The sequence below is a fragment of the Pseudoalteromonas rhizosphaerae genome (genome assembly GCF_902498845.1).
GTDB lineage: Bacteria > Pseudomonadota > Gammaproteobacteria > Enterobacterales > Alteromonadaceae > Pseudoalteromonas > Pseudoalteromonas rhizosphaerae.
This window is the reverse complement of the sequence record NZ_CABVLM010000011.1, coordinates 61,894-86,833: the sequence shown is the minus strand read 5'-3', so window position 1 is coordinate 86,833 and position 24,940 is coordinate 61,894. Positions and strand designations below refer to the sequence as shown.

Sequence of the window (24,940 nt, the reverse complement as noted above, 5' to 3'; positions counted from 1 at the left end):
TTTTATGGTTATTTACTGAGTTCAGAAATAACCACGTAGACCAATTCTAAAGTTACGCCCGGGTAGTGGCGCTTTATCTTTAATAAATGAACTATGTACAAAACCCAGTTCATCCGTAATATTATCAACGTTGATATAAAACTGTGTATCTACCGGACCGACACTTAATTGGTAATTTGCTTGCGCATCAAACAGTGTATAGCTATCAGTTGCGGTTTCATAAGCCGTGATATCACGTTGTTCAAAGTAGTGTGTGCCAGTTAAGCTGAACTGCCAATCACTGATATTATACTGTAATTCTGAACCTAACTTATTTGCCGGAATACGCGGTAAATACCCTTCATCATCAGCAAGTTTTGCAGTGGTTGAGTCACCAAATACTTTTACCATCGCATTTGAATTTAATTGATAATGTGCATCAAATTCAATGCCGTATAATTTCGCATCTTTACTGACAAATTGATAAACAGCCATACCATCATCGTGGCCAGGCTCTGCAGCTTCAAGGCCGTGCTCTTCATCAAACATTAACCCCGTGTTTTGCTGATAGTAAAAATTGGCAATGTCGTTATAGAAAAAGTTAACCGTATAACCAAAATCGCCACTAAAGCGTCTAAAGCCAAAATCAATATTGGTTGATGTTTCTTGTTTGATATTTTCAGGTTCGAAGTGAATTTCACCGTCTTCTATCGCGTAGCCTAAACCAAGCTCATAGGTGCCAGTTGCAATATGGACACCATTTGATAATAGCTCGGCTGATAACGGTGCGCGTTCAGAGTGTGACACGCTCAGCGCAATACTTTGTCCGGGTGTATATTGCCAAATAGCGCCTGCTGAAGCGCTCAGATTAGTAAAGCTTTTACTGTAAGGCGTTATTTCATTGGCGTGTTCATCAGTATGATCATCTTCATCTTCATGGTCATGCGCAGCAGCACCGACATTACTATCAATATTATAATCTTCAATACGCGCACCTAATTCTAATGTCACGTCGCCAAACTGTTTTTCTTCGAGGATAAATAATGCATGAGTAGTCGTTTTGCTAGCGGGTGTGAAGGCTTCTTCACCATCGGCATCATAATCAGAGTCACTAAAATGATAACCAGCCATACCATGCCAATTACCTAACTTATGCTCAATATTTAAACGTGCTTCAGTGGTTTCATTACTAAAGATAGTACCGATCGCGCCATTTTCAATTTCAGCATGGCGATAATCAGTATAACCTAGACGTAAATTAATAGTTTCAATCCAGTTGTTGTGTAATGCATAGCTCATCAAACCTTGCCAGCGATCTTGTTCTACACGCGCATAAACGGCTTCTTCTTCGCCTTCATCATGGTCGTGTTCGTGATCATGGCTATGTGCTGGAATACCGTAGTCGGTTTCAATACGGCCATAAGAAACACCTAGCGTTAAATGCTCACCTACATAGCTAGTACCAAAGTTAACGGTTTGGCTATCAATAAAGGTATTTTTTACCGAGGTGGCTGTTTCATGCTCTTCTTCGTCATGACCCTCATGATCTTCGTGCTCTTCTTCAGGTAAGTTAAAACGCGGAGTTTGGTAGTCATCACCAGTGCGTTTGGTACCATCAAAATGGAAATTAAAGTTGTTATGGCCCGTCTCAAGCTTGGCAGCATAGGTGTTGGCATTTGAAACTGTGTCATGGCTGTATTCAACAGCCCCAGTTAACTGCTCGATATTATCAGTTGGAATGCGGTTATCTACTACGTTAACTACGCCACCAATCGCGCCTGAGCCATAAAGTAGCGTAGCTGGGCCACGCAAAACTTCAATCTGTTCTGCAGCTAGGCTGTCATTCGATGTTGCGTGATCTGGGCCAATACGTGACGCATCGCTGCTGTCTAAGCCATTTTGGGTGATTTTAACGCGAGGGCCATCTAGGCCACGGATTATAGGGCTAGATGAAACAGGGCCAAAATAGCTGGCATTAACACCTGGAAGGCCTTTGAGCGTTTCGCCTAACGTGGGTTTTGCTTTATTGCGCAGTTCATCACCACTGAGTACACTCACTGGTGAAATCATCTCTAAGCTATTTTTATGCAGGGCAGAGGCGTACACAACGACAGATTCAACTGACGTAGGTACAAGCGTGATATTTAGAGCAGAACTGGTTTCAGTTACTTGAACTCTAGCATCAACAAAATTATTTTTACTAATATGTAATTGGCTATTAGCATCAATATTAATACTAAATCGGCCATTCTCGTCAGTTTTAATTGACTGTGCTTTACCGTGTACGTGCACATCGGCATAGCTGAGTGGTTGCTTGTTATTGTCAAAAACTTGCCCAGTTACCAGCGCAGCATGAGCAGAAAAAGAGCTTAAAGCAGTGATAATTGCAGTTGATATTAAGGAATGTCGGATCATGGTTACTACGTTGTTGCTATTATGTTGTGATATAATATAACACCATCATTTGTGCTGATCAATAATGTTATACCATAACTTTTAAAATAAACGTGCTTATATCAGATTGGGCTATACTCAATAGGAGTAACGGCGAGACTGGTGAATATTATGTCTGATAAAACACGTATTTTTAAAGCACGATTTAGCATAGCTGATCTGCGTCATCAGCGTAATCACAAAGAAATTTTTACCACAGCGTTGACTAAAAATGAAACACTGGAGCATTTTGTTTTAAAGCTGTTAGGCTATTGTATTTTATCTTATGACAGCCATGCAGTGCTTAATAAACTTGCTGATAAACTACAGCCAGATGTAGGAATTCTAGCGTTGGATGAACATTATAAAACCTGGTTAAGTGTTGATAAACCTGACCTTGATGAATTAGTTAAGATCGCTAAGCAAGTGGATGAATTATTAATATTAACAACGGGCAATAGTGAATGGTTAACGCAATCTCAGTCACGGTTAAAGTTATTTGATAATAGCCATATTATTGAGATTGACCAGCAGTTTATTGATGATATTCAGGTGGATTTAACCCGCAGTTTAAATTGGGATGTAACCATAGATGAAAGTAGTTTAATGATCAGCGATAAAATACATTGCTATGAAACAAAGCAGTTTGACTGGCATTAATAAATTACTTCAAATTGAGAGTGATATTGCCATCGGGTTTACAGCAGCACAGCAGTACTTCTCCATCACGTACAAAGGCGAGTGGTTCTTCGTTATAGGTGACTTGCCCTGCTACTAGGGTTGCTCTACAGGCACCACAATATCCTTCTCTACACTGAAAAGGAATTTCATATTGCTGTTGTTCTAGGCAGTCTAAAAGGGAATGACAGCCAGTGTCAAAATCTACACACTGGCTATTATCTGCAAAGTGGATCTTTGCAGTTTTGTTGCTGGTCATTAGAGATCGAAGTCACCGAAATCAGAGGCATTAACTTGAGAGTCAATTTGGCCTACAAGGTATGAGCTGATCTCCGCTTCTTGCGGAGCAACTTGTACATTGTCTGACACTAACCATGAATTGATCCATGGGATAGGGTTACTGCTGGTTTTAAACTGTGTTGGTAAACCAACTGCAGTCATACGAGCATTAGTAATGTACTCAACGTATTGGCATAAAATATCTTTGTTTAAGCCAATCATTGAACCATCTTTAAACAGGTATTCAGCCCATTCTTTTTCTTGTTCAGCAGCATCAACAAACATCTTGATCGCTTCATCACGACACTGGGCTGCTACGATAGCCATTTCAGGATCGTCTTTACCATCTTGCATAATATTCAAAATATGCTGAGTACCAGAAAGATGAAGCGCTTCATCACGGGCGATCAGCTTAATAATTTTAGCGTTACCTTCCATTAATTCTCGCTCTGCAAACGCAAATGAACAGGCAAAGCTGACATAAAAACGGATCGCTTCTAAGATATTCACTGACATCATTGCAAGGTATAAAAGCTTTTTAAGTTCAAATAAACTGATATGAACTGTTTCGCCATTAAGTTCATGTTTACCTTCACCGTATAAGTTATACACAGCCACTTTATTAATTAATTCATCGTAATATTTAGTTACGGCATCAGCACGTTCACTGATTTTGTCGTTACTAACGATATCATCAAAAATAAGCTCAGGGGCTTGGGTAACGTTACGAATAATATGTGTATATGAACGGCTATGGATTGTTTCACTAAATGCCCATGTTTCAATCCAGGTCTCAAGTTCTGGGATCGACACAATTGGCAGTAACGCAACATTAGGCGAGCGACCTTGCACACTATCAAGTAAGGTTTGATATTTTAAGTTACTTAAAAATATATGTTTTTCGTGATCAGGTAAGGCCTGAAAATCTAACCGATCTTTACTTACATCGACTTCTTCAGGACGCCAAAAAAACGATAGTTGTTTTTCAATTAGCTTTTCGAAAATAGGGTACTTCTGTTGATCATAACGCGATACGTTAACGGTTTGGCCGAAAAACATCGGTTCTTGTAGTTGGTTATTATGGTTTCGGCTAAAAGTAGTATAAGACATAAGATCACTCAAAAAACGAACAGGGCAAAGCGGGCGTATAGCCCGCTTCCAATTTATATTTATTACCGATTAGATTTTACACGCACCGCCTGCACAATCATCATCTTCCACTTCTGGTGTATCTTCTTGCATATCAGATGCACCATCACGGGTGTTATGGTAGTAAAGGGTTTTAACGCCAAGTTTGTAAGCACCCAGTAAATCTTGTAATAAGACCTTCATTGGTACTTTACCACCTTCAAACTTATTTGGATCGTAGTTAGTATTGGCAGAAATTGTTTGGTCAACAAACTTTTGCATAATACCCACTAATTCTAAATAACCTTTATTTGATGGGATATCCCACAATAATTCATAATTATTTTTAAGGCGTTCATACTCAGGTACAACTTGTTTTAAAATACCATCTTTACTGGCTTTAACACTGATATGACCACGTGGTGGTTCAATACCATTAGTTGCATTTGAAATTTGCGACGATGTCTCAGATGGCATCAACGCAGATAACGTTGAGTTACGCATACCATGCTCTTTAATATTTGCACGTAATGTATCCCAATCTAAATGCAATGGTTCATCACAAATTTTATCCAAATCACGTTTGTACGTATCGGTTGGCATAATACCTTGCGAATACGTTGTTTCGTTAAATTTAGGACATGCACCACGTTCTTTAGCCAGTTCATTTGAGGCTTTCATCAGGTAATACTGAATTGCTTCAAATGTTTTGTGAGTCAATGCATTGGCACTGCCATCAGAATAACGTTTGCCATTTTTAGCAAGGTAATATGCGTAGTTGATTACGCCTATTCCGAGTGTACGACGGCCCATCGTTGCATTATGTGCTGCTGGCACCGGGTAGTCTTGGAAATCCAGTAAGTTATCAAGTGCACGTACCGCAAGTTCTGCAAGCTCTTCAAGTTCATCCAGTGACTCAATCGCACCTAAGTTAAAGGCCGACAGCGTACACAGTGCAATTTCACCTTCTTCATCATTAACATTGTTAAGTGGTTTAGTTGGTAATGCAATTTCTAAACATAAGTTAGATTGGCGAATTGGTGCCACTTTAGCGATGAACGGGCTGTGTGTATTACAGTGGTCAACGTTTTGTAAATAGATGCGGCCAGTGCTAGCACGCTCTTGTGCAAACATTGAAAACAGCTCAATCGCTTTAATACGTTTTTTACGAATTGACTCGTCTTGTTCATATTGTACGTAAAGACGATCAAATTCATCTTGATCTTCAAAAAATGCATCATATAAACCAGGCACATCAGATGGGCTGAATAATGTGATGTAATCATCTTTTATCAAACGTGAGTACATTAGTTTATTAAACTGTACACCATAATCTAAGTGACGAACGCGGTTATCATCAACACCACGGTTGTTTTTAAGCACTAATAAGTTTTCAACTTCTAGATGCCAAAGTGGATAGAACAGGGTTGCTGCGCCACCACGGACACCACCTTGCGAACAACTTTTAACAGCCGTTTGAAAGTGCTTATAAAACGGGATACAACCGGTGTGGTATGCTTCACCATTGCGAATAGGGCTACCTAGTGCGCGAATACGACCAGCATTAATACCAATACCTGCACGTTGCGATACGTATTTTACAATCGCTGATGAGGTTGCATTAATTGAATCTAGGCTGTCACCGCATTCAATCAGTACACATGAACTGAATTGACGCGTAGGGGTACGAACGCCCGCCATAATAGGCGTAGGTAATGAAATTTTGAACAATGACACCGCATCGTAAAAACGCTTTATGTAGTCTAAACGTGTTTCCTTTGGGTAATCAGAGAACAAGCTGGCCGCAACTAAAATATATAAAAACTGTGCGCTTTCATAAATTTCACCCGTAACACGGTTTTGTACTAAATATTTACCTTCAAGCTGTTTAACAGCAGCATAGCTGAAGTTTAAATCACGTCCATGATCAAGGTATTCATCCAGTTGATCAATTTCTTGCTCTGTGTAGTCAGCTAGTAAGTGTGCATCGTAACGCTTATCTTCAACTAACTTAACGATATGATCATACAAGCGCGGTGGCTCAAATTGACCATAGGCTTTTTTACGCAAATGGAATACAGCTAAGCGGGCTGATAAATATTGATAATCAGGCGACTCTTTAGAGATCTGATCAGCGGCCGCTTTGATGATGGTTTCATGGATGTCTTCAGTACGAATACCATCATAAAACTGGATGTGCGATTTCAGCTCAACTTGTGAGACAGACACATTATTTAGACCTTCGGCGGCCCAAGCAATAACGCGATGGATCTTATCTAAATCAAGTGACTCTTTACGGCCGTCACGTTTGCTTACAGATAGCTGTTGGTTCATAGTTTTGCCTGTATTCCTTGGGATATAATATTTTTTAGTGACACATTTTTCTTAAAATAAATTTTTTATTGCAATAAAACTGTATTAGCGCGAATTTAATTGAATAACATTTAGCCACAACATCTGGTGTTCATCAAATTCTAGATCACAAGATAGTGTGGTATGCGATCATTTGCAAGGGGCATAAACGCCCCACATTGTGGATAACGTTGGGATAACATGCTTGTGTTAGTAGCCATTAACCTTTGACCATCTGATTAAAATGAAATTTATAAAAATCAACTGATGATCGATTAAATTTACGCATTTTAAAAATAAATTTTGGCTGCTTTTTTTATCAACAAACAATGTGCAAAAAGTAACACGATCACAATATGTAGTGGTTAAAATTTAACATGGCACTATATATGGTTAAATGCATCAATAGGTGATTGCCAATTAAAATCGGCTTGCCAACTCAATGCTTCAGCTTCACTAGGGATGTAGCCCCACAACGCAGCAGCGCTATGCATGTTTGCAGCCTTAGCTGCAATTATGTCACGCTGCGCATCACCGATATACAAACAACGACTCGGATCAACATCTAACAGTTGGGCTGTATGCAGTAAAGGTAAAGGAGATGGTTTAGCGATATCGAGGGTGTCACCACTGACAATTGCTTGTGCATCTTTGAGTTCAGCAATTGCAGCAACTAATGGAATAGTCAAAAACTCAGGTTTATTAGTCATGATCCCCCATTTGATCTGTTGTTGATCAAGTGCGATCAATAATTGTGCAATTCCAGTAAAGCATTGACTATGGGTGGCAATATTATCTGCGTAGGCAGTTAATAGCTGCTGGCGTAAGTCAGCTTGATTTGGGTGATCGTGCCATTGCTGACCAAATCCAGCTGCAAGCAGCGCCATTGCACCGTTAGAAGCTGCAGGGCGATATATATCAGCGGTTACTGATGGTTGGTTATGATCAGCGAGTACGTAATTTAGCGCAGCCCCTAAATCATCTGCGGTATCGAGTAATGTACCGTCTAAATCAAAAATAAAGGCGTCGTAATCAATTGCGGGGGTTGCTGTGTTAAAACCAGCCATTACGCTAGTTTCTCAAAATGCAGAATATAATTAACGCTTACATCGGTATTTAAGCTGTACTGCTTTGATAAAGGGTTATAACTCAATCCCGCACTAGCACGTACTTTGAGGCCCGCTTGTTCTGCCCATGCAATGAGTTGTGCTGGTTTGATAAACTTTTTATGATCATGGGTTCCATCAGGCACCATCTTCAATAATTTTTCCGCCCCGATAATTGCGTACAAATATGCTTTTGGGGTTTTGTTTAATGTAGAGAAAAATACATCAGCACCAGGTTTCGCTAATTCTGCTACTGCATGAATGATAGATGCAGGGTCTGGCACATGCTCTAACATTTCCATACAAGTAATAGTATCAAAGCGGGCAGGGTGTTCGCTGGCATACTGTTCGGCAGGTATTTTTATATAGTCAACGTTTACACCGGTTTCTAAACTGTGCAGTTTCGCAACGGTTAACGGCTCTTGACCCATATCAATACCAGTCACATGTGCGCCCATTCGCGCCATACTTTCACTCAATATACCGCCACCACAGCCGACATCTAGGGTTTCTTTATCAAATAAGCCGTTGGCTTTATCGGCGATAAAATCTAATCGTAACGGGTTAATTTCATGAAGGGGTTTAAATTCCCCGTCGCGGTCCCACCATCGCTCGGCAATGGCTTCAAACTTTGCAATTTCTGCACTATCTACATTCTGATGTTCGGTCATAAAAAACTTCCTCGTCAATCTGAGGCCATTATATAGGGTGAAATTGATAAATCGCAAAGATTTAGCGCCTGTAAATTTAAATTAATTGTGGTAGCATGACTTGGTAATAATAACTAATATCCTCGCAAGCGCCCGTATGCGGCACTTTGTGGGGAAATACTGAAGGAATGTGATATCAAATGACTGATTTCGCCAACGAAATTCTGCCAGTCAATATTGAAGACGAGTTAAAAAACTCCTACTTAGACTACGCGATGAGCGTAATCGTAGGACGAGCACTACCAGACGTACGTGATGGCTTAAAACCTGTTCACCGCCGCGTTTTGTTTGCTATGAACGAGCTTAATAATGATTGGAATAAGCCTTACAAAAAATCAGCCCGTGTGGTTGGTGACGTAATTGGTAAATACCATCCCCATGGCGACAGTGCGGTGTATGACACAATCGTACGTATGGCCCAGCCATTCTCTTTACGTTATATGTTAGTTGACGGCCAAGGTAACTTTGGTTCAGTTGATGGTGACTCAGCAGCAGCAATGCGTTATACCGAAGTCCGTATGGCGAAAATGTCTCATGAGCTTTTGGCTGATCTTGAAAAAGAGACTGTTGATTTTGTACCTAACTATGATGGTACAGAGCAAATTCCTGACGTATTACCGACCAAAGTTCCTAACTTATTAGTGAACGGTTCATCGGGTATTGCGGTAGGTATGGCGACGAACATTCCGCCTCATAACTTAACTGAAGTTGTGAATGGCTGTTTAGCACTTATTCAAAACCCTGAATTAACCATTCATGAACTAATGGATTATATTCCGGGCCCAGATTTTCCAACTGCGGCAATTATCAACGGTAAAAAAGGCATTGAACAAGCCTATTTAACTGGCCGTGGCAAAGTGTACATGCGTGCACGTGCGGAAATTGAAGTTGACGAAAAAACCCATCGTGAAACGATCATCGTTCACGAGATCCCTTATCAAGTAAATAAAGCCCGCTTAATCGAAAAGATTGCTGAGCTTGTTAAAGATAAGAAGATTGAAGGCATTAGTGCATTACGTGATGAATCAGATAAAGACGGTATGCGTATCGTTATCGAGATCAAACGTGGTGACGTAGGCGAAGTGATCTTAAACAACCTTTATGCACAAACTCAGTTACAAACTGTGTTTGGTATGAACATGGTTGCGTTGATCAATAACCAGCCTAAGTGTTTCAACTTAAAAGAAATGCTTGAAGAATTCATCATTCACCGCCGTGAAGTAGTGACCCGTCGTACGGTATTTGACCTACGTAAAGCCCGCGATCGTGCACACATGCTTGAAGGCTTAGCAATTGCACTTGCTAACATTGACCCAATTATCGAGCTTATTCGTAACTCACCAACGCCAGCTGAAGCTAAAGTAGCACTTGCTAGCCGTCCGTGGGAATTAGGTAATGTGAAAGCCATGCTTGAAAAAGCCGGTGAGGCAAATGTTGCCCGTCCAGATTGGTTAGCGGATGACTTAGGCATTCGTGATGGTCAGTATTATATTTCTGAGCAACAAGCCCAAGCAATTCTAGATTTACGCTTACACAAGCTTACTGGTCTTGAACATGAAAAGATTCTAAGCGAATACCAAACGTTATTAGATTTAATTGCCGAGCTTTTATATATTCTTGCTAATCCTGAGCGTTTAATGGAAGTTATCCGCGATGAGTTAGTTGAAATTAAAGAGCAATACGGCGACGAACGTCGTACTGAAATTAATGCCGCGGCTCATGATATTAGTCTTGAAGACTTGATCACAGAAGAAGACGTAGTAGTAACCCTATCTCACGAAGGGTATGTGAAGTATCAGCCATTGTCTGATTACGAAGCACAGCGCCGTGGTGGTAAAGGTAAATCAGCAACCAAGATGAAAGATGAAGATTTCATTGAACGTCTACTAGTTGCTAATACTCACGACACGATTCTTTGTTTCTCAACGGCGGGTCGCTTATATTGGCTTAAAGTGTATCAATTACCACTTGCCAGTCGTGCAGCCCGTGGTAAGCCAATTGTAAACTTATTGCCGCTTGAAGCAGACGAACGTATTACGGCTATCTTGCCAGTACGTGAGTATGAAGAAAATAAATACATCTTTATGGCAACTGCATTTGGTACCGTGAAGAAAACACCATTGACTGCGTATAGCCGTCAACGTGCTAGCGGTATTATTGCCGTTAACTTAAACGACGGTGATAGCTTGATTGGTGTCGATATCACTGATGGTAGCAACGAAATCATGTTGTTTACTGATGCTGGTAAAGTTGTTCGCTTTAAAGAAGCCGAAGAATCACCTGTTTTAGATGAAAACGGCAACCCAGTACTTGATGAAAACGGTAACCCGGAAATCAAGTTCAAGGGTGTTCGTCAGATGGGCCGAACTGCAACAGGTGTTCGTGGTATTAAGATGGCTGAAGGCCAACGTGTTGTATCATTAATTGTACCTAAGACGAATGGTGCTATCTTAACCGTGACAGAAAACGGCTACGGTAAGCGTACATTGCTCAGTGACTACCCTGCTAAGAGTCGTGCGACTCAAGGTGTGGTATCAATCAAAGTAAGTGAGCGTAACGGTGCTGTAGTTGGTGCTGTACAAGTTGACGATAACGATGAAATCATGATTATCTCTAATCGAGGTACTCTGGTGCGAACTCGCGTTAATGAAGTTTCTACCGTTGGGCGAAATACCCAAGGTGTTATTTTGATAAGAACTATTGACGAAGAGCAAGTAGTTGGTTTACAACGTATCGAAGAGATCGAAATCGATGAGCTTAACGCTATTATCGAAGGTGAAAGCGTTGAACTAGTCGACACTGTTAATGATGACGCTGGGGATAATCCTCCAGAGGCATAACATTAATCATTAAAGCGGCTTCGGCCGCTTTTTTTTACTATAAAAATCAAAAAAATTAATTGTTAAAATTAGCAATTAAAAACAATTGTTAAATTACTGGAATGAGGAAAGGTAATGAGTATATATAATTTTTGTGCTGGGCCTGCAATGTTACCGCCAGCTGTGATGGAAAAAGCACAAAAAGAATTTCTTGATTGGCAAGATTTAGGTGTATCGGTGATGGAGATCAGTCACCGTAGTAAAGAATTTTTAGCATTAACGGCACAATGTGAAGCAAGCTTACGCCGGTTAATGAATATCAGCGATGAATTTGAAGTGCTGTTTATGCATGGCGGTGGTCGAGGCCAATTTGCTGCAGTGCCACTGAACCTGCACCAAGCAGGTAAAGACGCCGTATATTGTGAAAATGGTGTGTGGTCTAAAGGTGCGGTTGACGAAGCGATCAAATTCACCACCGTCACTGAGCTTGATGTCCGTAATGACACAAATGAGCAATTTTCTATCAAACCAGTTAGTGAGTGGCAATTTCCAGCCGATCCTTCATACATCCACTATTGTCCAAATGAAACCATTGATGGCATTGAAGTGTTTGATGTACCAAGTCACCCAACAGCGCCGATCGTTGCAGACATGTCATCAACTATTTTATCGCGTGAGTTTGATGTTGATCAGTTTGATTTAATTTACGCTGGTGCACAAAAGAATATTGGTCCATCAGGCCTTGCCATTGTGATCATTCGTAAAACGTTGCTTGAGCGTGAAGGGGTTGCAAAGCCAGGTATATTTGATTACGCACTCGAAGTAAAACAAGGCAGCATGTATAACACGCCACCTACGTTTGCTTGGTATTTAGCGGCAGAAGTATTTGACTGGCTTGAGAAAAATGGTGGTGTTAAAGCCATGGAACAGCAAAATATAGCAAAAGCCGAACTGCTGTACGGCTTTATTGATGAATCACCGTTTTATAGTAATAAGGTTGCTAAGCATTGTCGTTCACGTATGAATGTGCCTTTTTGGCTCAATGATGAAAGCTTAAATGCACAGTTTTTAGCCCAAGCAAAAGAAGCTGGCTTACTTGCACTTGAAGGTCACCGTATTGTTGGCGGTATGCGTGCGAGTATTTACAACGCCATGCCACTTGCCGGTGTACAAGCGTTAGTTGACTTTATGGCGAAATTTGCCAAGGAGCACAGTTAATGGAGCAGTTACGCTTAGAGCCAATCAATCTAGTAAATGGCAGTGTTACCTTACCTGGCTCAAAAAGTTTATCAAATCGTATTTTATTGTTAGCGGCACTTGCGCAAGGCACAACGGTTGTAGAAAACTTATTAGACAGTGATGATATTCGTCATATGCTTGGTGCATTAAAATTATTGGGCGTTGATGTCAGTCTTAATGATGATAAAACTGTAGCCACTGTAAAAGGTGTTGGCGGGCAGTTTTTGACTCCAGCTGAGCCATTGTTTTTAGGTAATGCAGGCACTGCGTATCGCCCACTGACTGCGGTTTTAGCCGCTGTGAAGGGAAACTATGAACTAATTGGCGAGCCACGTATGGAGGAACGTCCAATTGGTCACCTAGTTGATGCATTACAAGCGCTCGGTGGGGATGTTAGTTATTTAAAAAATAAAGACTATCCGCCACTTAAAATTGTTGGTGGGCAAATTAATGGCGGCAACGTTGCAATTGATGGCAGTATTTCGAGCCAATTTCTTACCGCATTATTAATGGCAGCGCCGTTATTTAATGGCGATACGTGCATTACAATTAAGGGGACGTTGGTATCTAAACCGTATATTGATATTACCTTAGATGTAATGGCTCGCTTTGGCATAACGGTAACTCACGATAACTATAAAACCTTTACTGTAAAAGGTGCGCAGCAATACCAAGCTGTTGAACGTATTATGGTTGAAGGGGATGCATCAAGTGCATCTTACTTTGTCGCTGCGGCGGCAATTGCCGGTGGTGAAATAGAGATCAAAGGTGTAGGTGCAAAATCTGTGCAAGGCGATATCGGCTTTGCAAAAGTGATGGAGCAGGTCGGTGCTAAAATAGATTGGTATGACGAGCGCTTAGTGGTACGTAAAGGCGAATTAAAAGGTGTTGATATCGATGCCAATGCTATTCCTGATGCGGCGATGACCCTTGCGACAGTGGCGTTATTTGCAGATGGTCCAACCGCTATTCGTAATATCTATAACTGGCGCGTAAAAGAAACTGATCGCTTACATGCAATGGCGACAGAGCTGCGTAAAGTCGGTGCAGAGGTAGTTGAAGGTGAAGATTTCATCGAAATAACACCGCCAAAACACTTTAACGATGTGGCGATTGATACCTATGACGACCACCGTATAGCGATGTGTTTTGCCATGGTAGCGGTAGGCGGCAAGCCAATAACTATCAATGATCCTAAGTGTACATACAAGACATTTCCAACATTTTTCAATGTACTAGCATCGGTTAGTCAATAAATGACTAAAGTTGAAATATAAAAAGTTACATACAAAAAGCGGATATATTTAATTAAGTAACGTATAATGTCGCAGTTTTATTTTGGTGTGCATTGCAGGAGGTTTAAATGCAGGCGTTATTAATGCCCGTGATCACCGTTGATGGCCCAAGTGGTTCAGGTAAAGGAACTGTTTGTCGCTTGTTAGCCGATAAATTAGGGTGGGATGTATTGGATAGTGGCGCGATTTATCGCGTATTAGCACTAGCAGCACTTCATCACCAAATTGCACTAGACAACGAAGAGGCATTGGTGCCTTTAGCTGCTAACTTAGATGTGCAGTTTTTAGTTGATAGTCAAACTAACGCTGGAAAGGTTATTCTGGAAGGTGAAGATGTATCAACAACAATTCGAAATGAAGAAGTAGGAGCTGCCGCTTCAAAAGTAGCAGCCTTACCGCGCGTAAGAGAAGCGTTATTACGGCGCCAACGTGCATTTCGAACTGAAAATGGGCTAATAGCCGATGGCCGCGATATGGGCACTGTGGTGTTCCAAGATGCTCCATTAAAAATTTATTTAACCGCTAGTGCAGAAGAACGCGCGCGCCGACGTTTTGTTGAGTTGAATGAACGCGGTCTTGATGTTACACTAAGTGGTCTATTAGAAGATATTCAAGCACGTGATGACCGCGATATGAATCGTGCTGTTGCGCCGCTTGTACCAGCTGACGATGCTATTGAACTCGATACTAGCGAGCTTAATGCACAGCAAGTGTTTGATAAGGTTATGACTTTATTAGATGCAGCGATTGTCGAAGGTAAACTTCCAAAACGACGATAAACTATTTATGCGCCAGCAGGATGCCAGTGCTATTTTAACAACCCCATGCAGCATGGTTGCTTATTGGTAATAATATATGAGACGTATATTCGTATGTCAGAAAATTTTGCGCAGTTATTTGAAGAAAGCTTAAAGGGTTTTGAAGCAGAGCAAGGCTCTATCGTTAAAGGTACAGTTATCTCTATCGAGAACAACATTGTACTTGTAGATGCTGGTCTTAAATCAGAAAGTGCTATCCCTGCAGAGCAGTTCAAAAATGCTGCTGGTGAACTAGAAGTTGCTGTTGGCGACGAAGTAGATGTTGCACTAGATGCAATTGAAGACGGTTTCGGTGAAACTATCCTTTCTCGTGAGAAAGCGAAGCGTCACGAAGCGTGGATCCGTCTTGAGAAAGCATGTGAAGAGCAAGAGACTGTTACTGGTGTTATCAACGGTAAAGTTAAAGGCGGTTTCACTGTTGAAGTTGATTCAATCCGTGCTTTCCTACCTGGTTCACTTGTTGATGTTCGTCCAGTACGTGACACAACTCACCTTGAAGGCAAAGAGCTTGAATTTAAAGTAATCAAGCTTGATCAAAAACGTAACAACGTTGTTGTTTCACGTCGTGCAGTTATCGAATCTGAAAACTCACAAGAACGTGAAGAGCTTCTTGCTAACCTTGTTGAAGGTCAAGAAGTTAAAGGTATCGTTAAGAACCTTACTGACTACGGTGCATTCGTTGACCTTGGTGGTGTTGATGGTCTACTACACATTACTGATATGGCGTGGAAGCGTGTTAAGCACCCTTCAGAAATCGTTAATGTTGGCGACGAAATCGCAGTTAAAGTTCTTAAATTCGACAAAGATAAAACTCGTGTATCTCTAGGCCTTAAACAGCTTGGTGAAGATCCATGGGCAGCTATCGCTGGTCGTTACCCAGAAGGTTCTAAACTTTCTGGTCGTGTAACTAACCTTACAGATTACGGTTGCTTCGTAGAAATCGAAGAAGGCGTTGAAGGTCTAGTACACGTTTCTGAAATGGATTGGACTAACAAGAACATCCATCCTTCTAAAGTTGTTAGCTTAGGCGACACTGTTGAAGTTATGGTTCTTGAAATCGACGAAGAACGTCGTCGTATTTCACTTGGTCTTAAGCAATGTATTGCTAATCCTTGGCAAGAATTTGCTCGTCTACAAAACAAAGGCGATCAAGTTACTGGTAAGATCAAATCAATCACTGACTTCGGTATCTTTATCGGTCTTGACGGTGGTATTGACGGTCTTGTACACCTTTCAGACATTTCTTGGAATACACCTGGCGAAGATGCTGTACGTGAATTCAAGAAAGGCGACGAAATCACTGCTATCGTATTGCAAGTTGACCCAGAGCGTGAACGTATCTCTCTAGGTGTTAAGCAAATCGAAGCTGACCCATTCAATAACTACCTTGATGCAAACAAAAAAGGTGCTATTGTTAAAGGTAAAGTGACAGAAGTTGATGCGAAAGGCGCAACTGTTGAACTTATCGAAGGCGTTGAAGGTTACATCCGTGTAGCTGATATCGCTCAAGAGCGCGTTGAAGATGCAACTACTGTTGTTTCTGTAGGCGACGAAATTGAAGTGAAATATGTTGGTGTTGATCGTAAGAACCGCACTTTAAGCCTTTCAGTTAAAGCTCTTTTCGAAGCAGAAGAGAAAGAAGTACTAGAAAAGCTTAAGAAAGAAGAGCCAGTGTTCGAAAACGCAATGGCAGCTGCATTCGCAAATGCACAAAAAGACTAATTAATCAGTCTTAATTGGAAGGGCAGTGTTGCCCTTCCTTTATCTCTTTTTAAGGAAACGTTATGACTAAGTCAGAATTGATAGAACAATTAGCCGAGCAACACGCACATGTACCTGTGAAAGATGTTGAAAATGCTGTTAAAGAAATTCTTGAACAAATGGCCGGCTCATTATCAAGCTCAGATCGCATTGAGATCCGTGGCTTTGGTAGTTTCTCACTACACTTTCGCTCACCACGCACAGGTCGTAATCCTAAGACTGGCGACACAGTTGAGCTTGAAGGTAAGCACGTACCACATTTTAAACCAGGCAAAGAGTTACGAGATCGCGTAAACGCGAGCATTGCCTAGTTACTTAGTTGGAGTAGTTACTTGTTTAGGGTATTAAAAATTATCCTGGTAGCAATATGCTTAATTTTTGCATTTGTACTTGGTTCGCAAAATCCACAGTTAGTGCAAATAAATTATATTATTGCCAGCAATACTTTACCCCTCGCAATGATAATAAGTATCTGCTTTGCTTTAGGTGTCGCAATTGGTTGTTTTATTAGCTTTAAATTGTTTTCGCAATTAAAGTGGCAAAACTATCGTTTGAAAAAAAAATTAGCGCCTGAAAAAGATAATAATAAGCTTGTTGCTAATAAAGACACCTAACTATGATTGAGCTTTTGTTTTTACTTTTACCTGTTGCGGCTGGTTATGGCTGGATCATGGGTAAAAATAGCGCTAAAAACCAAGCTCATCAACTTAATCGTCAGATCACATCTGAATACAGTAAAGGCTTAAAGTTTTTACTCGACAGAGAGGAAGATCAAGGCCTTGAGCACTTAATCAACTTGCTTGAAGTCGCCGCTGACTCTGTTGAACATTATTCTACATTAGCAACGATGTTTCGCCGCCGAGGTGAATTAGATCGTGCAATAAAAATCCACGAATTACTGCTCAAACACCCAAGCCTTAATGAACAACAAGCTGCTGCTAGTCGCCTTGAACTTGCTGAAGATTATATTATGGCGGGTTTGCTTGATGGCGCAGAAGAACATCTTGTTTGGTTAGTAAAAGCCAACCACAGTGATGCATTAGAGCCGATACTTAATTTATATTCGCAAACACGCGAATGGGAAAAGGGTATCAATATGTTTGAAGCACACAGTGATTTATTTTCAAAGCCGCAACATTTCAAAGCCATTGCTAACTTTTATTGTGAAGCTGCGTTGCTTAGCAATGATCCGCAAATTATGCGCAAAGCCATTAGCCTAAATCATAAAGCGATCCGCCCATTATATGAATTAGGTAAATCAGCATTTGCAAAAGAAGATTACGTAAAAGCAATTTATTATTGGCGTGAGCTGATCTGTAGTTTCACTTTTTTTGCCCCCTTGTTTATAGATGATTTAGCTCACAGTTATGAGCAATTAAACTTAACCCACCAATTTCATGAATTATTACAGCAGCTACTTGATAAGGGTGGGGTGCTAATAAAAATAAAACATTGCCAAGCATTACTTGAGCAAGGGCATACCGAACAAGCAATTAAATTTTTAACTGATAGTTTAAAACGTCAGCCGACAATTCGTGGCTTTAGTTTTTTATTACAGCTATTAGCAAAACAAAATAATGATATTAAAGATGTACTAGACCAAATAGATAAATTGGTAACCTCTTATATTGCAACAAAGCCAGATTTTCAGTGCCAACACTGCGGCTTTACCAGTCATACAATTTATTGGGTTTGTCCTTCGTGCAAACATTGGGAAACCATAGTACCGAGCCGTGGTTTAGACGGTTTTTAGTTTTCTATAAAAATATTCACTTACTTCTACAATCAGTTTTAGGAAAGTTATGTCTCTCGAACATTCAAAAAAAGTTCTTATCGCCCTCGATTACGATGATCAGCAAACCGCTTTAAACTTTGTAAAGCAATTATCGCCTGATACATGTCGTTTAAAAGTAGGCAAAGAAATGTTTACCTATTTTGGACCTGCTTTTGTAAAAGAATTAATTGACCTTGGCTTTGACGTATTCTTAGATTTAAAGTTTCATGATATTCCAAATACGGTTGCCAAAGCGGTTACCGCAGCTGCCAAAATGGGTGTTTGGATGGTTAATGTTCATGCCAGTGGTGGTGTCGAAATGATGACTAAAGCCAAACAGGCACTTGAGCAATTTGGTGATAAAGCGCCATTATTAATTGCCGTAACCGTTTTAACCAGCATGGATGAAACAGAGCTTAAGCGTTTAGGTGTCGAGAAAACACCTGCGGAGCAAGTAATCTATTTAGCTAAGCTTGCAAAAGAATCCGGCCTTGACGGGGTAGTGTGCTCAGCACAAGAAGCCAAGCAATTAAAAGCTGAGTTAGGTGATGAATTTAAACTTGTCACCCCAGGCATTCGCCCTGCAGGCAGCGATGAAGGCGACCAAAAACGCATTATGACGCCAAAACAAGCCATTGATGATGGCAGTGACTACCTAGTTGTTGGGCGACCAATTACACAAGCCGCAGACCCTGTTGCGGTTCTTAAAGAAATTAATGACTCGATAAAATAAACAAGCGTTATTTTAACTATTACTAATACTAAGAACTAAGAACTAAGAACTAAGAACAAAGAGCAAAGTATTTACTTTGCTCTTTTTGTTTCTAGGTATACAAACTTAATAACTTGGCGATGAATAGGCTGGAATGTGCCACAAGCGGACATTTGTAACGCCGCTATAAAAGACGCGCGTTAGCGCGTCCAGTGGAGGCCGTTTTTTGGCCGGAACGATTTTTGATAGCCTTGTTAACACGGGTGTTACACACAATTTTAGCTTTAATGGGCATTGTCTAGCTTCCTGTGAATAAATGATATCGTTGACAAAATATCCAGTGCATCTAGCTCACTCATGGGCCACGATGTTTTTGGCGCATGAGCTACAGGATTCCTAACTGCGCCAAACAACCCTACAATCATATTGCTAAAGCCTTTTTGTTCACTGATTTCTGTATCTGTTCTCAGAGCGTTTATCTTTAAGATTGGGTGCTTAACAGAAAATGCGGTATTAAATAGATCTGCGCCATCTGTTGTTAAAGATGACATATTGCGAATTCGTTCTGCAATACCCTTTACGGCTTCAAGGACAGTATGAAAGTAATTTTCATCGACTAGTTCAGCCCGACAATAATTGAAAACCACTACACGTTAATAAATGTAAAAGCTGAGCATGTTGATATGGTAATTATGGTTTGGATTTCGACAAAAGTGCGATTAAGGAAGTTACTGTTCGGAGGTAGTGTTGAATATATTCCATACAAAAGATAAGGTAATCCAAAAGCATAATAAAATGAAGGGAAATATGATTGAGGGAATAGACATACACGTTTACTTATGGGCGCTATTTTGCGGAGCCATAATTGTTCTCGCCATCAAAGCGAAATCTAATCACACGAAACGAATTGAACAAATTGCTGAAATTCAACGTCAAAAGGAAAACCTTGAAAAGGAATCTGTTGAAAATCAGGTTGCCAAACTTGAAGGTGAGTTAGAAGAAGTGGAAAGGAAAATCACTTCTGGTCAAGAACATTTTAAAACACTCGAGGAATCCACTGAGAAGCTTGAGCTAGAGAGACAATATATCGAAGTTGGATTACTGCCACCTGTTTATAGCTTTGATGACAGAGAGGAACTTAAAGCTCAAATCAATAAATGTTATGCGGATCAGTATCGTGTCATAAGCAGAGGCCTGGCAACAGACGCATACTCAAAATGGGAATGGTTTGGCTGCGAAAAAACTGGTGCACGAATGGTCGAAGATTACCGATATCTTTCGCTCAAAGCATTCAATGCAGAATTTGATGCCATACGAAAAACAATGCGCCATTCAACTTATGATACGGCGGTTAATAAACTACATCGTGTAAACGAACAACTTGGTAAACTGGGCGAGACGGCTAATGTAACCATCTCAGCAGAATTCTTTAATTTTAAAATCAATGAGTTAAACGCTTGGCATCGAGAACTTTTATACAGAGAAAGACAGAAAGCGGAGAGGAAAAAACAACAAGCTATCCTCCGTGAGCAAAATAATCAATCCGGAGATGAAGCCGATGACCTTGAAGACGAAATATCTTACCGGAGCTCTGATCTGAAAAAAGCCCAAGCCTTAGCTTTAAAACTGCACGGGGCAAGCGCTAAAGTCATGGAAGAAAGAATCCAAAAGATGAAATCTGAAATTGCCAAGTTAGAAAATAAATTTCAACGCGCAACCTCGCAAGCACAGATCACAAAGGTCGGCTACATATATGTCATTTCAAACCTAGGTAGTTTTGGAGAGGGTGTTGTTAAAATCGGAATGACTCGTAGACTCGAACCGATGGATCGCATTAATGAACTCGGTGACGCAAGCGTACCGTTTAAATTTGATGTGCACACGATGGCATTTGTGCAGAATGCTCCAGAAATAGAGAAGAAACTTCATAGAAAGTTTGACGAACAACGAGTGAATGTGGAAAACAATCGAAAGGAGTTTTTCAAGGTAAGCCCCCAGCAAGTAAAAGCTGCAATGGACGAACTGAATGTGTCAAGCGACTGGTACTTTGATGTAGAAGCCAAGGAATACAGAGAAAGTATTTTGATTCGTGAAGCAATGAACAAGCAATCGCACGAAAACCTAACTGGGTCAATTCCGGCATCAATATAAGGACATAACCATGCTCATAACAATTATATTATTCATTTGTGCATTAGGTGCATTTTTCTTGTGGAGGAAATCATGCGCAGCGCTTGAAATGGTCGAAGCAGATGGTAAGAAAGTTAGAGATGCGTACTTCCCTGTATCGAGGGCAGAAGACAAGCTAAAACAAATTAAAGAGAAATATTCAGACTTACAGATAAAGTACAATAAGACATTCAGCAGACTACGTGACAACAAAAAAAAGCTTTCATTGTACAACCTTGGCGTGGGTACCTCTGATGATACTTCTTACGCATTTATATCGGAAACGAAAGAAGTCAGAAAAATTGAAGCAAAACTTGCTCAAGTTAAAGAAGACTTAAAGGAAATGGTAAAAAACAAAACAGCTTGTATCTGCAGTATGAGTAAAGACGTAAGAGTTAATGGTCGCAAAGCTGGCGCTACAAAACTATTCAATCGTGAAATAAAACTCCGGATCCGCTGTTTAGATAATGAGTTTAAAGCGGCATGTTCAATGGTTGATTGGAACAACATCAATAGGCTATCTCAACGCGCCCGTGAAACATTCGACGATATAAACAACTCAGGCCGTATAGTTAAGACGCAATTGTCTGAAAGTTATTTCAGGTTAAAGAATAAAGAGCTCCGACTAACATATGAATTGAACCAGATCAAAGCTGACATCAAAGAAGAACAACGTGAGGAAGCACGTATAGCGAAAGAAGCAGAGCGAGAAGAAAAGCGTATAATTGATGCTGCGAATAAAGCTAGGAAAGATCGTGAGATTATGGAGAAGCTGGTTGCGCAGGAGTTGAGCAAACTAGAGTCCAGCTCTGATGAGCAAAAGGAACTGTACGAGCTGCACAAATTGGAACTGGAAGTGTTGAAGAAAAGAGAGGTTCGCGCACAATCGCTCGCTCAACAAACACGAGCTGGTTACGTTTATATAATCTCTAATAGGGTGTCATTTGGGGAGGGGATGGTAAAAATTGGCATGACTCGAAGAGCAGATCCAGATGAGAGAGTCAAAGAACTCGGAGATGCTTCTGTACCAGAACTGTTTGATATCCACGCATATATATATTCGGAAGATGCCCCCAGTTTAGAGAAATTTCTACATAACGAATTCAGCAAACAAAGAGTCAACCTAGTAAATCATCGCAAAGAGTTCTTTAAAGTGGATGTTCAAAGCGTTGTTAAGGCACTCGACAATTACCAAGAAGATTACGAGATCGAATTGGAGCCGCATAAAGACACTGACACGTTAGCAGTGGCATAGTGGCAAGCTGCTGTGGTAGCTTTTGTATTGCGCTAGCAAGGCGTTACCAACATCTTTCTCTAGCACAGAGCGGTTCTTCGGCTCTAACACGTTTTTGTCCAAAAATGAGTTTGATCGACCGTCTGCTTCTCGCTCATTGTTGCCATTGGTGCTTATAAAATAAAAAAGAGCAAAGCTTTCACTTTACTCTTTTCATGATATAACAATATTTTGTTAGCCCGTAGCCCGTAGCCCGTAGCCCGTAGCTTATTTCAACCTAATAGCCTTAGCTTCAATATCAATTAAGCCTTGCTTAAACAAACCGCCAATGGCTTTTTTATAGTTTGCTTTACTGGTTGAGAAGATTTTTTTGATAAGTTCAGGATCTGATTTATCGCCAATGGCGAGCACGCCACCTTCTTGTTTTAACTTATCCATGATCTTTTCGCCAAGCTCGCTTACTTTAGCCATACCTGGTTTTTCTAGGATAACGTCAATTTTTCCGTCTTCACGTACTTTTTGAATAAATCCAGTTAAGCGTTGGCCTACAAACATGTTTTTAAATACCATGTTATAGAAGAGCACCCCAAAGTGAGCTTCTTCAATAATAACTTTGTAACCGATGTCTGTTTTTCCTGCCACTATAAGTTGTACTTCTTGTAGTGGTGCATACTCAGGCTCTGTTTTATTCAGAAAACGATTAAAGTTATTTGATGCACAAATACGGCTGCTGGCATTATCTAAATATAAACGCACGAGGTAAGAATAACCTTCCTGCATTCTTGGTTTTTGTTCGTTGAATGGGGCAAGTACGTCTTTTTCAAGCCCCCAATCTAAGAATGCGCCAATGCTATTGATTTCTTTAACACGAAGTAGGGCGTATTCACCTACTTGAGCTAACGGCTTTTTAGTTGTTGCGGTGGCGAGATTAGCGTTATCTAAAAAGATAAATACGCTGACACTGTCGCCAGCTTCTAGCTCATGTTTAATTTCACTGCTTGGTAAAAAAACTTCACCCAGATCATGACCATCAAGGTACGCGCCTTCGTTACTTACTTCGTTAACGAATAGGGTTTGGGTGGTTCCAAGGTAACTCATAATTATTCCTGTTCTGGCTTTTTACGACGGCGCATTGGTGCATCACCATCAATATTAAGAGGGGCTTTGATTGGCGCTTGTGGCTTTTTAGGTTTTGCTTTGCGTTTAGTCACAGCTTTTACTTTAGGCTTTACATTTTCTTGTGCTTTAGCCCATGTTGCATCAGGTTTTGGTTCGCGTAAACCTTTAAACTTACCTTTTAACCCTGCAACGGTATGAAACTCAAGTTCATCATTTAAGAATGATTTAATTGCTTTATAGCTTAACCAATCTTTAGGACCGACCAGTGAAATAGCGGTACCTTTAAAGCCAGCTCGACCAGTACGACCAATACGATGCACATACTCTTCAGCGTGTTTAGGTAAATCAAAATTGATTACATGAGTTACGCTCAGTAAATCAAGACCACGAGAGGCAACATCGGTGGTTATTAAAATTTTAAAGTTTTCACGGCTAAAGCCGTCCATGATATCTAAACGTTTATTTTGGGCTAAATCACCTGCTAATGCTTGGGCTTTAAAACCTTTAGCATTAAGTGATTCGCTTAAACGGCTGGTATCAGTACGAGTCGCTGTAAATATAATGCATTGCCCGACCTCGTCTTGCTTTAAAAAATGCTCAAGCAGCGCTTCTTTATGATCAAGATGATCAGCTAAATATAAGCTTTGTTTAATATCTGAATGTTGTTCGTTAGCCGCACTAAGGGTAATTTGTTTTGGCTTTTTCAGTAAATTACGTGATAACGCATCGACTTGTGCATGATCCAGTGTCGCTGAAAACAATAATGTTTGGCGCAGGCGATGATCAGCTTGCTCGTTGATCATCTTTAACTGTGCAGTAAAACCTAAATCTAAAATACGGTCAGCTTCATCAAAAATAAGTAACTCAAGGCCACTTAATTGTAATGAACGCTGAGTTAAGTGATCGGCTAAACGACCCGGTGTAGCAATAACAAATTGCGGGTCGTTACGCAGTGCTTTAATTTGATCATTAAAGTTTTCACCGCCTAATATTTTCACCGCTTTAATATTAGTACCTGCAATTAGCAGGCGAAGTTGGGTAAATACTTGGGTCGCCAGTTCACGAGTAGGCGCCACAATAAGCACACGAGGATCACGTTTACTGAGCGCCTTTTGTTTCATAACCCGTTGAACAGCAGGTAATAAAAATGCCAAGGTTTTGCCCGACCCAGTTTTAGACTGGGCGAAAATGTCATGGCCTGCCAGTGCGGTGGGCACTGCATGGGCCTGAATATCAGTGGGCTGGGTGATCCCTTGATGCGCTAATTGTGTTTCAAGGCGAGTATCAATCCCAAGATCAGTAAAATGCAAAGTGTGTTTCTCCAAAATGAGCAAT

At 40.6% G+C, this 24,940-nt stretch carries 21 protein-coding genes; 12 read left to right on the top strand and 9 right to left on the bottom strand.

Going from position 1 to position 24,940, the window contains the following annotated elements; genetic code table 11:
* Positions 1–21 precede the first annotated feature (21 nt).
* Positions 22–2,394: a TonB-dependent receptor gene (locus PSR9079_RS16665; protein ID WP_149982492.1), complete on the bottom strand. Its 2,373-nt coding sequence runs from the start codon at positions 2,392–2,394 to the stop codon at positions 22–24.
* Positions 2,395–2,544: 150 nt separating this feature from the next.
* Here PSR9079_RS16665 and PSR9079_RS16660 point away from each other — a divergent pair, with 150 nt between their 5' ends.
* The gene (locus PSR9079_RS16660) at positions 2,545–3,072 is read left to right on the top strand and encodes a YaeQ family protein (protein ID WP_145233204.1); all 528 of its coding nucleotides are present in this window, start codon (positions 2,545–2,547) and stop codon (positions 3,070–3,072) included.
* Between the two features lie 4 nt (positions 3,073–3,076).
* Here the strand turns inward: PSR9079_RS16660 and yfaE are convergent, their stop codons facing one another.
* From yfaE to ubiG, 5 genes are all read right to left on the bottom strand, one after another.
* On the bottom strand, positions 3,077–3,349 hold the full coding sequence (yfaE, locus tag PSR9079_RS16655; RefSeq protein ID WP_145233207.1) for a class I ribonucleotide reductase maintenance protein YfaE: 273 nt from the start codon (positions 3,347–3,349) through the stop codon (positions 3,077–3,079).
* Positions 3,349–4,479, bottom strand: coding sequence for a class Ia ribonucleoside-diphosphate reductase subunit beta (gene nrdB / locus PSR9079_RS16650; protein WP_149982491.1), 1,131 nt, complete (start codon positions 4,477–4,479; stop codon positions 3,349–3,351). The genes yfaE and nrdB overlap by 1 nt, the downstream gene beginning before the upstream one ends.
* Before the next feature lie 69 nt (positions 4,480–4,548).
* Complete coding sequence (gene nrdA, locus PSR9079_RS16645; protein ID WP_145233211.1) at positions 4,549–6,831, bottom strand: class 1a ribonucleoside-diphosphate reductase subunit alpha; 2,283 nt, start codon at positions 6,829–6,831, stop codon at positions 4,549–4,551.
* 401 nt (positions 6,832–7,232) lie between these two features.
* A complete protein-coding gene (locus PSR9079_RS16640; protein WP_149982490.1) occupies positions 7,233–7,916 on the bottom strand; it encodes an HAD family hydrolase in 684 nt (227 codons plus the stop codon).
* Positions 7,916–8,626 carry a bifunctional 2-polyprenyl-6-hydroxyphenol methylase/3-demethylubiquinol 3-O-methyltransferase UbiG gene (gene ubiG / locus PSR9079_RS16635; protein WP_149982489.1) on the bottom strand — a complete coding sequence of 237 codons (711 nt, stop codon included), beginning with the start codon at positions 8,624–8,626 and terminating at the stop codon, positions 7,916–7,918. The genes PSR9079_RS16640 and ubiG overlap by 1 nt, the downstream gene beginning before the upstream one ends.
* 179 nt (positions 8,627–8,805) lie before the next feature.
* On the opposite strand from ubiG, the gene gyrA reads away from it, so the two are divergent.
* From gyrA to pyrF, 9 genes are all read left to right on the top strand, one after another.
* Positions 8,806–11,505: a DNA topoisomerase (ATP-hydrolyzing) subunit A gene (gene gyrA, locus PSR9079_RS16630; RefSeq protein WP_145233217.1), complete on the top strand. Its 2,700-nt coding sequence runs from the start codon at positions 8,806–8,808 to the stop codon at positions 11,503–11,505.
* A gap of 114 nt (positions 11,506–11,619) precedes the next feature.
* Entirely contained in the window at positions 11,620–12,702 is a 1,083-nt protein-coding gene (gene serC / locus PSR9079_RS16625) for a 3-phosphoserine/phosphohydroxythreonine transaminase (RefSeq protein ID WP_149982488.1), read from the top strand.
* Positions 12,702–13,979, top strand: a complete 1,278-nt coding sequence (aroA, locus tag PSR9079_RS16620) for a 3-phosphoshikimate 1-carboxyvinyltransferase (protein WP_149982487.1) — start codon at positions 12,702–12,704, stop codon at positions 13,977–13,979. The genes serC and aroA overlap by 1 nt, the downstream gene beginning before the upstream one ends.
* 107 nt (positions 13,980–14,086) lie before the next feature.
* Positions 14,087–14,797: a (d)CMP kinase gene (gene cmk, locus PSR9079_RS16615; RefSeq protein ID WP_149982486.1), complete on the top strand. Its 711-nt coding sequence runs from the start codon at positions 14,087–14,089 to the stop codon at positions 14,795–14,797.
* A 93-nt stretch (positions 14,798–14,890) separates the two neighbouring features.
* Complete coding sequence (rpsA, locus tag PSR9079_RS16610) at positions 14,891–16,558, top strand: 30S ribosomal protein S1 (protein ID WP_029216020.1); 1,668 nt, start codon at positions 14,891–14,893, stop codon at positions 16,556–16,558.
* A 62-nt stretch (positions 16,559–16,620) separates the two neighbouring features.
* Positions 16,621–16,908 carry an integration host factor subunit beta gene (gene ihfB / locus PSR9079_RS16605; RefSeq protein WP_016707218.1) on the top strand — a complete coding sequence of 96 codons (288 nt, stop codon included), beginning with the start codon at positions 16,621–16,623 and terminating at the stop codon, positions 16,906–16,908.
* 21 nt (positions 16,909–16,929) lie between these two features.
* Positions 16,930–17,211 (top strand): lipopolysaccharide assembly protein LapA domain-containing protein, encoded by a 282-nt coding sequence (locus PSR9079_RS16600; RefSeq protein WP_016707217.1) that lies wholly within the window; start codon positions 16,930–16,932, stop codon positions 17,209–17,211.
* A 2-nt stretch (positions 17,212–17,213) separates the two neighbouring features.
* The gene (lapB, locus tag PSR9079_RS16595; protein ID WP_145233226.1) at positions 17,214–18,350 is read left to right on the top strand and encodes a lipopolysaccharide assembly protein LapB; all 1,137 of its coding nucleotides are present in this window, start codon (positions 17,214–17,216) and stop codon (positions 18,348–18,350) included.
* A gap of 49 nt (positions 18,351–18,399) precedes the next feature.
* Positions 18,400–19,104 carry an orotidine-5'-phosphate decarboxylase gene (gene pyrF / locus PSR9079_RS16590; RefSeq protein WP_149982485.1) on the top strand — a complete coding sequence of 235 codons (705 nt, stop codon included), beginning with the start codon at positions 18,400–18,402 and terminating at the stop codon, positions 19,102–19,104.
* 263 nt (positions 19,105–19,367) lie between these two features.
* Here pyrF and PSR9079_RS16585 read toward each other — a convergent pair whose 3' ends face one another.
* Complete coding sequence (locus tag PSR9079_RS16585; protein WP_149982484.1) at positions 19,368–19,730, bottom strand: TIGR02391 family protein; 363 nt, start codon at positions 19,728–19,730, stop codon at positions 19,368–19,370.
* A gap of 100 nt (positions 19,731–19,830) precedes the next feature.
* On the opposite strand from PSR9079_RS16585, the gene PSR9079_RS23795 reads away from it, so the two are divergent.
* Positions 19,831–21,234 carry an SNIPE associated domain-containing protein gene (locus tag PSR9079_RS23795; RefSeq protein WP_218939785.1) on the top strand — a complete coding sequence of 468 codons (1,404 nt, stop codon included), beginning with the start codon at positions 19,831–19,833 and terminating at the stop codon, positions 21,232–21,234.
* 10 nt (positions 21,235–21,244) lie between these two features.
* The gene (locus tag PSR9079_RS16575) at positions 21,245–22,507 is read left to right on the top strand and encodes an SNIPE associated domain-containing protein (RefSeq protein ID WP_149982483.1); all 1,263 of its coding nucleotides are present in this window, start codon (positions 21,245–21,247) and stop codon (positions 22,505–22,507) included.
* A gap of 246 nt (positions 22,508–22,753) precedes the next feature.
* On the opposite strand, the gene PSR9079_RS16570 is transcribed toward PSR9079_RS16575, so the two are convergent.
* Together PSR9079_RS16570 and PSR9079_RS16565 are read right to left on the bottom strand one after the other, a co-directional pair.
* Positions 22,754–23,584, bottom strand: a complete 831-nt coding sequence (locus PSR9079_RS16570) for a CvfB family protein (RefSeq protein ID WP_149982482.1) — start codon at positions 23,582–23,584, stop codon at positions 22,754–22,756.
* 2 nt (positions 23,585–23,586) lie between these two features.
* Positions 23,587–24,915, bottom strand: coding sequence for a DEAD/DEAH box helicase (locus tag PSR9079_RS16565; RefSeq protein ID WP_145233234.1), 1,329 nt, complete (start codon positions 24,913–24,915; stop codon positions 23,587–23,589).
* Positions 24,916–24,940 lie beyond the last annotated feature (25 nt).

Bases quoted from the DNA above. Each gene is read 5' to 3' on its own strand.
- aroA (WP_149982487.1), top strand. From the start codon at position 12,702: ATGGAGCAGTTACGCTTAGAGCCAATCAATCTAGTAAATGGCAGTGTT.
- PSR9079_RS16640 (WP_149982490.1), bottom strand. From the start codon at position 7,916: ATGGCTGGTTTTAACACAGCAACCCCCGCAATTGATTACGACGCCTTT.
- nrdA (WP_145233211.1), bottom strand. From the start codon at position 6,831: ATGAACCAACAGCTATCTGTAAGCAAACGTGACGGCCGTAAAGAGTCA.
- PSR9079_RS16660 (WP_145233204.1), top strand. From the start codon at position 2,545: ATGTCTGATAAAACACGTATTTTTAAAGCACGATTTAGCATAGCTGAT.
- ihfB (WP_016707218.1), top strand. From the start codon at position 16,621: ATGACTAAGTCAGAATTGATAGAACAATTAGCCGAGCAACACGCACAT.
- serC (WP_149982488.1), top strand. From the start codon at position 11,620: ATGAGTATATATAATTTTTGTGCTGGGCCTGCAATGTTACCGCCAGCT.
- PSR9079_RS16570 (WP_149982482.1), bottom strand. From the start codon at position 23,584: ATGAGTTACCTTGGAACCACCCAAACCCTATTCGTTAACGAAGTAAGT.
- PSR9079_RS16665 (WP_149982492.1), bottom strand. From the start codon at position 2,394: ATGATCCGACATTCCTTAATATCAACTGCAATTATCACTGCTTTAAGC.
- lapB (WP_145233226.1), top strand. From the start codon at position 17,214: ATGATTGAGCTTTTGTTTTTACTTTTACCTGTTGCGGCTGGTTATGGC.
- yfaE (WP_145233207.1), bottom strand. From the start codon at position 3,349: ATGACCAGCAACAAAACTGCAAAGATCCACTTTGCAGATAATAGCCAG.
- ubiG (WP_149982489.1), bottom strand. From the start codon at position 8,626: ATGACCGAACATCAGAATGTAGATAGTGCAGAAATTGCAAAGTTTGAA.
- cmk (WP_149982486.1), top strand. From the start codon at position 14,087: ATGCAGGCGTTATTAATGCCCGTGATCACCGTTGATGGCCCAAGTGGT.
- nrdB (WP_149982491.1), bottom strand. From the start codon at position 4,479: ATGTCTTATACTACTTTTAGCCGAAACCATAATAACCAACTACAAGAA.
- PSR9079_RS16575 (WP_149982483.1), top strand. From the start codon at position 21,245: ATGCTCATAACAATTATATTATTCATTTGTGCATTAGGTGCATTTTTC.
- pyrF (WP_149982485.1), top strand. From the start codon at position 18,400: ATGTCTCTCGAACATTCAAAAAAAGTTCTTATCGCCCTCGATTACGAT.
- gyrA (WP_145233217.1), top strand. From the start codon at position 8,806: ATGACTGATTTCGCCAACGAAATTCTGCCAGTCAATATTGAAGACGAG.
- rpsA (WP_029216020.1), top strand. From the start codon at position 14,891: ATGTCAGAAAATTTTGCGCAGTTATTTGAAGAAAGCTTAAAGGGTTTT.